This is a genomic window from Mesorhizobium salmacidum (SeqCode) (genome assembly GCF_037179605.1).
Lineage (GTDB): Bacteria > Pseudomonadota > Alphaproteobacteria > Rhizobiales > Rhizobiaceae > Mesorhizobium > Mesorhizobium salmacidum.
The window spans coordinates 25,358-36,950 of record NZ_JAPYKS010000038.1 but is presented as its reverse complement, the minus strand read 5'-3'; the positions used below and the strand labels follow the sequence as shown (position 1 = coordinate 36,950).

The following is an 11,593-nucleotide window of genomic DNA, read 5'->3' as shown; positions in this document are numbered from 1 at the left end:
AGCGGGCTGATCATCGAACTCGGCCAAGTCTGGGGCGATCCCTTGGCGGGTCGTCGCGTCCAGTATCATCTCGAGCAAATGCTTCTCGATGCCGACGATCTTGCCGCGCCGCGCCCGCTGGCGCTAACGCTCGGCATTCGCGTCGACGCTCGAAATCCAACCTCGACCGGGCTTCCGGAAGGAAGCGATCAAATCTATGCCTACCTGACGAGGGATGGCCAGATCGAAGCTGTCGTGCAGTTCGGCGTACTCGGGAAAGTGACAAAGCGTCATTGGACGGAGCTGATTTTGAATTTCGCACCGCAAAAGGACGACGGTGCCGACACGTCAAACACGCTTGCAGCCGAGGCACTGTCGACCACAGCGGAACGCCGGCCTGATCCGGACAGCCACTTCGGCAAACTCGCGCGATTGGTCTCGGAAGCGCGGGAACTGGTTCGGTCAAGCGCCGAAGCTACGCAGCCTCTCCCAGCGCCGCGGCGTGCACCAGCCTCGGATGGCCACGACAAGGATCGTACTTCGTTCTGGAATCGCTATTTCGCGACAGAGGATCCCTGGAACTACAGCTCGCCCTACGAGCAGGAAAAATATGAGCGGCAGCTCGAGATTCTGCCGGCCGGTCCCATCGGACGAGCGCTTGAGCTGGCCTGCGCGGAGGGCCATTTCACGCGACAACTGGCGCCCCGAGTGGGCCATTTGACCGCAACCGACATTTCCGCCGTAGCCATCGAACGAGCGCGCGCGCGCTGCTCGGACCAGCCGAATGTCGAGTTCGGCGTACTGGATTTTTTTGCGGACACGCTGCCCGGTGAGATGGACCTGATCGTCTGTTCGGAAGTGCTCTACTACTTGGATGATCTCGCCGGGTTGCGGCGCATAGCCAAAAAATTCGTTGAGGCACTGGCGCCTGGCGGCAGTTTCATCAACGCACACGCATTCGTGCTACGCGACAATGTTGAAAGGACGGGCTTCGATTGGAACACATTCGGCGCACAAACGATCTCGCAAACCTTGGCAGGGACGGAGGGCCTCATCCTCGAGCGATCGATCCAGACCGAACTCTATCGCATAGATCGCTTCCGCCGCCTGTCACCGGACCACATGGCGACGGAGCCGGCGATTGATCATGTGCCGGTCCGCGCACCCATCGGAATCGGGGTCGCGCGAAATATCGTCTGGGGCGGGGCGCGGGTCTTGCGCCGCGACGTCGCGCGTAGCGAGCGGCGGCAACGTATCCCTGTCCTCATGTATCACAGCGTCGCCGATGAAGGTCCGGCCGCGCTCGCCCGTTTCCGGCTCACGCCCGCCGCATTCGCGAGCCAGATGGCATGGTTGCGCGCAAATGGCTTTCACGCGATCATGTCCGAGCAACTGGAATGGTCCATCGCCAACCGTCAGCCTTTCGCTGGCCGGCCGGTGCTCATCACCTTCGATGACGGCTTCCAGAATTTTGCCGACCATGCCTGGCCGATCTTGCGTGCGCACGACCTGACCGCGGAAGTGTTCCTGGTGACGGACCTGGTGGGGGAAAGTGCAAAGTGGGACGCCGTCAGCGGTCCGCCGACGCGGCTTATGGACGCCGCAACGGTGCGACGTCTCGCCGCCGAAGGTGCTTTCTTCGGAAGCCATCTGGCGACGCATCGCGCCATCGATGGTCTGTCGAGCTCTGACCTGGCGGCCGAACTCCTGCGCTCTCGGATGTTCATCGAACGATGGACCGGTCGGCCAACCACGGCGTTCGCGGCACCTTTCTCGGTCACCGACCGACGGCTCGGCCGCCTGGCCAAGGAGTGCGGCTATCGGATCGGCTTTGGCGGCGGACATGGGCCGGCGGACCTTGATAGCGATCCCGTCGACCTTCCGCGCATCGAGATTCGTGGGGATCGCTCCCTCGATAATTTTGTTGCCACCGTCGAGGCCGTGCTCAACTGAACGGTGAACTTTGCCAGCGTCATTATTTCCGCTCACAATGCGCAAGATCGACGAGCGCTCGAGACCTTGCTGTTGACGATGGCTCACGCAACCAGACTGCGGCGATCGCCCGATTTCCGCGGAGATCGACACGCGCGTGCGTGCTGCAAACTATTAATGGGAGGCGGTGCCTACCCCCTACCCTGGTAGAGATGGCCGCAAGGCCAACCGGACTCGTTGGCCAACACGTGATGGTGCCATCGGCTGCCTTCATGTGTACAGCTGTGTCAGAGCCCAGATAGGCAGCGCGTATCTGCTCGTCTGCAATCAGTTCCTCGGCCGGCCCTGCATGGTCATGCGCCCAGTTTCCATCATATAGCCTCGGTCGGCGATGCCCAACGGGGGGCATACGCGTTCTGCTCTACCAGAAGCACCGTGACGCCCAGCGTCTTCGAATTACGGATCAGAATTTGCGCGACCAGACCCTGCGCAATGGTCTAGCTTGAACGATGGCGTCTTGTACCACAACATCGGCTTCTTCAAGGTAGGAGCGATGGCGGGCATAGATGTCGTTGCTTGCCGATTTGACCGGAAAGTTAACAGCACGATGCCACTCATGACTCGACGATTGGGAACCAGGAACCTGGCGCGCCCGGCACGACGTCTCGGAACTCTGACTGCAATGTTTGTCCTGGTTGCCAGGGCGCTGATTGTTGGGATCGCCCTCTCGTTGGCTGGTCAGGCAGAGGCGCAGGCGCCGGCGACCGTCCCGCCTGAAAGGGTCAAACAGCTATTCGAGCTTCTCGACGATCCGTCAGTGAAGGCGTGGGTGGCCGAACAGCGAAATCAGGACGTCGGGTCATCGGGAGCGCCTGCCAAGGCAGGAGCTTCGCCGACCGACGCATCGTCCGACGCCATGGCCGCACCAGGCCAGATGAATACGATGGCATCCTCGACGCTCGATCGGATCAGGCATCATATCGAAAGAATCGTGCGAACTTTGCCCTTGCTGCCAGGTCAGTTCGCGCGCGTTCGGGCAGAGACCATGCAGGATATGTCCAGCAAGGGGTCTGCCGGCGTATTCGTGCTGATTGCTATGTTCATCGCTGCCGGCCTGGCGCTCACCTGGGCATCGTACAAGTTGACCCGTCCATTTCGTCTCTGGATTATCGCGCAACCGAAGGAGACGCCCGTTGGGCGGGCCAAGAAGATTGGTGGTCGCACGCTTTATTCCAGCATGCTGATCGTCTCGTTCGCACTGGGCAGCGCCGGCGCGTTCATGCTGTTCGACTGGCCAATGCTTATCCGCGAGATCGTACTGACATTTCTGATGGCGGCAGTCGTTACATGGGGTGTGCGCATGTACGTCATGGCCATGCTCGTCCCTTCCTTCATGAACGTCGAGAACGCCGTCGAAGTTCGTGCTTTGCCGATCACCAACGAAGCGGCTGACCATTGGTCCTATTGGCTACCCCGGATCGTTGGCGTATTCGCCTTCTTCGGCGCCGCGTTCATCCTCTTGCCAGGTCTCGGCATCGATCAGGACGGAATGATGGTCCTGTCGCTGGGCGCCGATTTCGTGCTGCTGTTGCTCTTGCTGCTGGCCATTTGGCGTCGGCCAAGAAGGCAGCGAGACGGTGCGCGCCACAGCGTTCACATGGAAGCGACATGGCTATTGACGGCTTATTTCGTCGTCCTGTTCCTGCAGCGCATCGCCGGCCTTTATGTAATGTTCTGGTTCACCTTCGCCGCATTCTTCCTGCCGTTGGCAATCGTGACGACGCAGCGCGGGGTTAATTTCGTTCTGCGGCCAGGTTCGGAAGATCTCGGCCGGCCGACGATCCCGGCGGTGACGATCGCTGTCATCGATCGCGGAATCCGAATGATTTTCATCCTGGCGGCGGCTTACTTTCTCGCGCGTGCCTGGGGTCTGGACATGCAATCCATGCGGGACAGCGATACGACGACGACCTTCATATTGCGCGGCTTGATCAATGTCGTGGTCATTGCCCTCGCAGCCGATTTCGGCTGGTCGATCATCAAAGCCTTGATCGAACGAAAGCTGGGCATCGAAATACCACACCCTGTGATCAGCGACGAAGAGGTCCCGATCCCCGATCCGCAGCAGGCGCGGCTGCACACGCTGTTACCGATCCTCCAGAACATTCTGCTCGCATCGATCATCGTGATGGCGGTGCTTATGATGCTTGCCTCAATGGGTATCCAGATCGGCCCGCTGATCGCCGGCGCCGGCGTTGTCGGCGTCGCGGTGGGCTTTGGGGCACAGACCGTCGTCAAGGACATCATTTCGGGCGTGTTTTTTCTGCTCGACGATGCGTTTCGTGTCGGCGAATATATTTCCTCGGGCAATTACAAGGGTACCGTGGAAAGCTTTTCGCTGCGCTCGGTGAAGTTGCGCCACCATCGTGGTCCGCTGTTCACCATACCTTTCGGGGAACTCGGGGCCGTCCAGAACCAGAGCCGTGACTGGGTTATCGACAAATTCAACATCACCGTCGGCTATGACACCGATATCGAATTCGCTCGCAAGCTGATCAAGCGGATCGGCCTCGAACTGGCGGAAGATCCCGAGTTCAAACACTGGGTGCTCGACCCGATCAAGATGCAGGGCGTACAGGAGTTCGGCGAGTACGGCATCGTATTGAGGGTCAAGGCCATGACCAGACCGGGAGGCGCCTTCGGCATGAAACGCAAATTCTATGTACGCCTCCGCCAGGTCTTCAAGGAGCAGGGCATCGAGCTCCCATTCCCGACCGTCCAGGTCCAGGGGCTACAGAACCCGCACGGGGCAGAGGATGCGCCGTTGGACATCACACCCGCGTTAAAAATGGCCGCCGCGCAATCGCACACCATTCGTCGCAGAAAAAAAGCTAGCACTACGGAATAGGAAAGAGCGCCGTCACCGGACCGACCGGAACGGAAATCCGACAAGGGTCGATCCGGAAGAATGGGCAGATCGATGGGCCACGCCAGCGCTCTGCGCAAAACGGGTATTGAGGCTGGATTCTCCAAGCCCCTTTTGCTAGCCAGACAGGATGAGCAACCGATTGCCGCCCGCATGGGCAAAGCACGTCAAGACCCAACCCTCGCCGAAGGCGGCATCACCGAAGGCTGCGCCACTCAAAGCGCAGCCCAAGGCAGGCCCCCACCGCAGCCACGCCGACGACTTGCTTTTACGGCAGGCGCTCGAGTTGCAGCAGGCCGAACGTCTGCCCGAGGCTGAGGAACTGTGCCACAGGGTCCTGGCTCGCACGTCAAACCATCCGTTAGCCCTGTATATCCTGGGAACGCTCGGGCTCGGTTTCGATAACGAAAAGTCACTGCGGTATTTCGCTCGGGCGCTGGCAGAGGATCCGCAGAACCCCTACTACCATCTTAGCCTCGGCGAGGCCTATTTGAAGGTCAGCGAATTTACGCCGGCGATCAGGCACTTTCAGTACGCCCTGGACTTGAAGCCGGATCTGGTGGAAGCGCTTTGCGCCTTGGGAGATGCCTACAATGCATTTGACAAGGGGGAAATGGCGCTGCCGCTATTTGAGAAGGCGCTCAGGGTCGACCGAGATCATCCCGTGGCCCGATTGGGGCTGCCCGGCGCGCTCGCAAGCCTCGGCCGTATGGACGAAGCCGCGGTTCGTCTGAAAGAGGCAATAGAACGGCGCATCGCGGTACCGGCTGCCTACAATGCGCTTGTACGCACGCGCAAATTCGCTGAAGAGCCGCCAGAACTCGGGGCAATCCTGACGGAGCTTCAAGACCCGGGCCATGGGCCGGAGGGAGCGGCAGCGCTCCATCACGCCGCAGGAAAGCTTCTCAACGACCTCGGTCGCTATAGGGAGGCAATGGATCACTTCAAGAAGGGGAATCAGGCCGGGGGCCATACATTCGATCTGCAATCTTACCGTCGCTGGGTCGACGTCATGATCGAAACCTTCACGCCGGAACTGGTCGCTTCAAGGGCCGCGTGCGGCAATCCCTCGGAGGCGCCTGTATTCGTCGTCGGCATGCCTCGTTCGGGCACGACATTGACAGAGCAGATCTGTGCCAGTCACCCCAATGTTCATGGCGCCGGCGAGCTCAGTAAACTTAGGCGAATAGCCGGGGGACTCGGTGTCGAAGACCGCTCCAACCCGAACCTCGGTCAATCGATCGCGATGATTACTCCCGATCTGACCAGGACTTTGGCCGAAGAGCACCTTGCTTATCTGCGCGAGCGGGCTCCCGACGCGCTGAGAATTATCGACAAGATGCCTCACAATTTCGAGCTGATCGGTCTGGTTGGTCTTCTTTTCCCTAAAGCGCGTATCATTCATTGTCGTCGCGATGCCATCGACAATTGCATCTCCTGTTTCGTCCTGCAGTTCAATAAAGCCCACAGCTATAGCGCCGACCTTGAGATGCTGGGGCTTTACTACAGGGAGTATGATCGCTTGATGCGGCATTGGAATGAGGTTTTCCCGGGTCGTATTTTCGAAAATCGCTACGAAACGTTGATCGAAAATCAGGAGGAGCAGTCGCGCCGGCTCATAGACTATCTCGGATTGCCGTGGGACGATGCCTGCCTGCGCTTTTTTGACAGGGGAGGCTCCGTAAATACCTACAGCAATTGGCAGGTCCGCCAGCCGATCTATACGTCGTCCGTCAAGCGTTGGAAGAATTACGAAAGCGAGATTCAGCCGTTGATCGAAGCCTTGGGCGATCTTGCTGAGGTTTGACCGGTAGTGCCTGATGCTGCGCGCATGTCAGGTTGCATCCTATCCCGCCGGCGTACGCTTTCCGCCGCGAGGGCTTCCTCAGGCTGAACGCCGCGTTCCTTCACCTGTCCCGCCGGCGTATCCTGGCCACAGAGCCTGCAGTTTTCGCCTGCCAAGCAGTTTTTGGAGTTTCCTTCTTTCCTTTCGCTGCGAGGATTGTTCTTCCACGTCTGCAAGCGTGGGCGGGCGGCCATGCCATCGGCTGTCCGAAGTTCCACACAGACGGCATGAAAAACCCGGCGGTTGCCCGCCGGGTTTTCCGATTTCAATCAGGCAGCGCCTGTTAGAACGAGCGCTGGAAGCGAAGCATGCCGCCGATTGCGTCGTCATGTCCAGGAGAAATACCGGTCCAGTTCGACACGGAGTCGTCGCCGAGACGCGAGTAGTCGACTTCGGCCGTGACCGTGAAGCCAGGAACGATGTCATAGGCAACGTTCGCGGCGATGCCGATATTCTTGCCTTCGTCATACGACGCCTGGAGGTTGAACGAGGTCTTTTCGTTGAACTTGTAGGTGCCGCCGCCCCAGACTGCCCAATTGCCGCTCCACGGCTTGTAGAAGCCGCGACCGCCAGCGGGGAACGCCCAGGTGTTGTCCGTCAGGTTGTCGTCGGAGCCGTAGCCGCCCATGATGAACAGCGACAGTTCGTTGGAGACGGTGACGTCCAAGCGAACCTTGCCGGAGACTTCTTCATAGTTGCTGTCGTAAGCGATGACGCCAGTGACCGCGCCCCAGCCCTGCGTCCACTTCACACCACCGACGACATGCGGAACGTAGCTGTCGATCGTGTCGGAGCCCGAGCCTTCTTCGAGAGAGACGACGGCTGAGAAGCCGTTGCCAGCGTCGAAGTAGTACTGCACGACGTTGGTGTCGAAACCGCCATAAGGAACCAACGTATCCTGGATGACGTTGCCGGCGTAGCCGATGAACGTATCAAAGGCCGATTCGTCCTTACCAACGCGGAGACCACCGAGCTGGATCCAGGCGAAGTTCAGCGAGGCGGTGTTGCCGCCGCCGCCGTTGCTAGCAGTATTGAGCGTTCCGAACCTGCCCGAGTCACGGTTGTTGTTCTGGAAGTTGAAGCGGGTCTCGGTATAGGTCTTCAAAGTACCGAGTTCGGTTTCCTGACCGGTCCAGGTCTTCAGTGCGAAGCGAGCGTGCTTGTAGAAGGTGTCGTTGCTGCCGCCGTCCTCGTGATCGGCGCTTGTCGCACCGTCGAACGAACCCACGTCGCCGACGCCGATGTCGTAACGGATATAGCCGCCGATGCGCAGGCAGGTTTCGGTGCCGGGGATGTAGAAGTAGCCAGCGCCGTAGACGTCGCAGATCTTGACGTATTCAGCGGGCTCCGGCTCGGCGACGACGACGGCGTCGGCGGCGCGCGCACCGGAAACTGCGATCAGGGCCGCAGCGGAGCCGAGAAGAAGGCTCTTGATGTTCATTTTCTGACCTCCAGTCAAAAGTTAAAAAACGGGTCTGGGTATTCTTTGCTGAAGGACAGCGTTCCCTGCCCCATCCCCACTACCGAAAAAGATGCGCACCGCGCCGCTTCCTCGAAACCGACATTACCCATGAGCCAGCGGCGTTCAACAACGATCGTACCGGCGAAAGGACAGTTCGGCTGCTATCCCCCAGCGTTGTTGCACAAATGACACGATTTGGCCTCACTCAGAAAGCTCTCGTTAACCATCGGGGCCGCCGCACCCGCCTATTTCCGGCCGAATCCGGCTATCGGCTGACGGAATCATGGCAAGGCCTGGAGTCATCTGCCAGGGAATTGCCGCGGATCCGACGCATCCGAGGAAAAACCGATGTTCGGCGCGCTCACACTTTTCCATGGAATGACGCGGCCCTGTTGATTGTGCCGGCGCTTTCTTTACCCAGCGGCGCAACGTGGCCGAGCGGACTCGGCGGCTGCGCCTCTGGGAACGTCAATTTCCCCTCCAGAACCTCCGCGCGTGGCCGATAGAGCGGTCCACGTAGTTCCAGCCAGCCATTATTGACAGGCAGTTGGGCAGCCTTGCCATAGCGCCCTCCTCCTGACGAACACCTTGGGACGGTCAAGCCATCGGTGCCGCGCCGTGCCGCTCGCGCGCGGTCTTGCGGATGATTTCCGCGATTTCCGGGCTGCTGCTGCAGAGCATCTGGAAATCCGCTGCGTGCAGCGACAGGAGTGAGACCGCCGTTACGGCGCTGACGGTCGCCGAGCGCGGTTCGCCGCTGATCAGCGCCATCTCGCCGAAAAAGGCACCGGGGCCAAGCTCCACCGGGTGTGGCGTCGCGACGCTGACCCGCCCCTCCACAACGAAGAACATCCGATCTCCGGTCTCGCCCCTGCGGCAGATCACAGCACCCGCCGGCAAATTACGAGGTCTCAACGCGCGCACGATCTCGATCAGCGCGGCCGGGCCGAGCTTCTGAAACAACGGCACGGCGGCGACCAATTGCCAATTGCGGACGAAATCCTCGCGACGGATTTCCTGATAGAAGCCGGAGGCAAGAATGCCGGCCCAGAGCGCGAAGACGCCGATGCCACACATCATGACCGCCCCAGCAAGGACGCGACCGGCGAAACTTTGCGGAATGGCGTCGCCATAACCGGTGGTGGACAGCGTGACCACCGCCCACCACATTGCTTGAGGGATGCTGCCGAACTTTCCCGGTTGGATGTCGCGCTCGATGACATAGGCCGCGAGCGCGACACCGAACAGAACGACGCCGAAGAGCGTGGTGACGCCGATCAGGTTGCGCGCTTCGTTGGCCAGCACCCTGCCCAGCACCGGGAAGAAAGTCGAGTCACGCAGCGGTTTCAGCAGCCAGACAGCACAGTAGAGGCTCCGGTCGGGCGTGCCTTCGAGCAGAAATGCAGCGAGTGGAACCAAAACCGCGAGCATATCAATGGCGATTGCCGGCGTCCTGTCCCGAAGGTCTCCCGCCCAGCGCTTGAGCAGCGTCTCGGCCATCTGCAGAAGATAAGCGCCCCAAATGACCGCCAGCACGGCAGTCAGGGCCAGCCTGCTTCGTCCGGACATGTCCGGCATCGTGAGCGCAGCCACCGCCAGCAGCCCGGGCGCAGCCAGCACCGCGTTTAGCGGCGCGTAAATTCTCAAGAAAGGCAGTACCGACATTCTATGCCCACGAGCGGATGCTATTCCGGCAGAATAGGATGCCTTCAAGGCAAGCGCAAAGGTGCCTACTTTCGCTGGGACGTTCATCACAAGGTGAGACTCAGATGTACGCAAACGTGAACAGCCAGGCCACAACCGAGAATGACCCATCCGGGCATTTGCAATAGGTTTCAACGTTCCAGGAAGCCGGTCCGACGAGTTCAAGGCCGTAGAGATGCCCGGCCTCGAAGACGGCCGGCATGTCGGCAATGGCGAGGGTGCCGGCGGCGACAGCCAAGAAGAGCGCTCCGATCCGCCTGGTGTCACGAGCGTGAGGTTCCCCCCGGCCCGTCACCCACTACCCAAAACGTGTGCGGCACGCCAGGCGGCAGGAAGATCGAGCTGCCCGGCCCGCCGCGGGTTATTGCGCAGTCGAGCCAAAACTCCCGCTGGTCTTCCGCCAGTTGCAGGACCTCGTGTTCATTCTGATAATCGTGGACGAGTGCCATCGGCTGCGTGCACGCGGCCCTCCAACATTCCCAGCCGCCGGCTGTATCGGCCTGGCACTGTCGAGGTCTTGCGGCTTCAATCCAGCCGCTCTGAGCGGACTTGGCGTATACAAAGCGATACGATCCATGAGATCCGATTCTCTTGCGGTCGTCCCGCCCAGTCCAGAATGAGGCGGCCTACCTTGACTTTGTGGTCCAATGACTGAGTACCCGCGCCTCAAATACAGCATGCAAGCCGTTCGCAAGGCAGGCGACCGGCTGGCAAAACCTATGCAGTTCGGACAAGACACCACCGCCGGCCAGTACGTGGACACGATGCGGATCTTCTCAATCGCCAATAGCTGGCGCGACTCGCACTTTCTGCCGATGCGGAGCGTTCGGTTCTCTGTCGGTCACCACATGAGAGCCCTGCGATTGAAGGGCGACATGGCATCGCGTCCGAAGCGCATGGCATCCATTCGTCGGAAGCTTCGGGAGTCCACCACCTATTTGGACACCATGAACGACATCGGCGGCTGCCGAGCAATCATGCCCGACATCAAAAGTGTTCGCATGCTTCTCGCATCGATGCGAGACAAGTTTCCGCATGAGATACACTGTCGGGAATTTAACTATATCGATGAGCCGAAGCCGGACGGCTATCGAAGTCACCATATTGTTTTCCAGTACCGACCCAGAGCTGCCGACACTGAAGCTTTCGAGGGACGACGCATCGAATTGCAGGTTCGGACCACACTTCAGCACTCATGGGCTGCTGCAGTTGAGGCCGTCGGGCTATTCCGGCGCCAGGATTTGAAGCACGGCAAGGGCGAGCAGGATTGGCTACGCCTTTTCCAGCTGATGTCGGCGGAATTCGCGCACGTTGAGCAGTGTCCCGTTCGGGTCGATGTTCCGGATCACGATGACCGAGTGCGAGAATTGCGGGATATTAGCAGGCGTGTAGGTGCGACAAGTATATTAGGAGACATCCAGAATCTTACCCTCCATTCAGCGAACATCGTAAAGAGAACAGAAAATTTTCGACACTATTTGATACAATATGACAAGAATCATGACATTACTGTCGAGCCATCTAGAACTATTATGCTGGGCGCGCGGAAACTGGAAGATATAGAGAATAAAATTGAAATAAGGGGCATTGATGTAAACGCTGTCTTGGTCGAGGTAGATACGGTCGGAAAACTTGTTCAGATGTACCCGAATTACTGCGGGGACGTATCCTTGTTTGCCCGTAACCTGAAATCCATCTGCGCGGGAAGACGGCTATCGAATACAGTCTAGCCCGCACCGGGAGG

General features: G+C 59.6%; 7 protein-coding genes. 4 read left to right on the top strand and 3 right to left on the bottom strand.

The window, feature by feature from the left end:
• From O7A60_RS29265 to O7A60_RS29255, 3 genes are all read left to right on the top strand, one after another.
• Positions 1-1,932, top strand: a 1,932-nt coding sequence (locus tag O7A60_RS29265) for an SAM-dependent methyltransferase (RefSeq protein WP_337109172.1), incomplete at its 5' end; no start/stop codon positions are given.
• 496 nt (positions 1,933-2,428) lie between these two features.
• Entirely contained in the window at positions 2,429-4,819 is a 2,391-nt protein-coding gene (locus O7A60_RS29260) for a mechanosensitive ion channel family protein (RefSeq protein WP_337109171.1), read from the top strand.
• A 148-nt stretch (positions 4,820-4,967) separates the two neighbouring features.
• Complete coding sequence (locus tag O7A60_RS29255) at positions 4,968-6,644, top strand: tetratricopeptide repeat-containing sulfotransferase family protein (protein ID WP_337109170.1); 1,677 nt, start codon at positions 4,968-4,970, stop codon at positions 6,642-6,644.
• Between the two features lie 322 nt (positions 6,645-6,966).
• On the opposite strand, the gene O7A60_RS29250 is transcribed toward O7A60_RS29255, so the two are convergent.
• From O7A60_RS29250 to O7A60_RS29240, 3 genes are all read right to left on the bottom strand, one after another.
• Complete coding sequence (locus tag O7A60_RS29250) at positions 6,967-8,124, bottom strand: porin (protein ID WP_337109169.1); 1,158 nt, start codon at positions 8,122-8,124, stop codon at positions 6,967-6,969.
• 618 nt (positions 8,125-8,742) lie between these two features.
• Positions 8,743-9,810, bottom strand: a complete 1,068-nt coding sequence (locus O7A60_RS29245) for a cyclic nucleotide-gated potassium channel (RefSeq protein WP_337109173.1) — start codon at positions 9,808-9,810, stop codon at positions 8,743-8,745.
• A gap of 100 nt (positions 9,811-9,910) precedes the next feature.
• On the bottom strand, positions 9,911-10,087 hold the full coding sequence (locus O7A60_RS29240; RefSeq protein WP_337109168.1) for a hypothetical protein: 177 nt from the start codon (positions 10,085-10,087) through the stop codon (positions 9,911-9,913).
• Between the two features lie 409 nt (positions 10,088-10,496).
• On the opposite strand from O7A60_RS29240, the gene O7A60_RS29235 reads away from it, so the two are divergent.
• On the top strand, positions 10,497-11,579 hold the full coding sequence (locus tag O7A60_RS29235) for a RelA/SpoT domain-containing protein (RefSeq protein ID WP_337109167.1): 1,083 nt from the start codon (positions 10,497-10,499) through the stop codon (positions 11,577-11,579).
• Positions 11,580-11,593 lie beyond the last annotated feature (14 nt).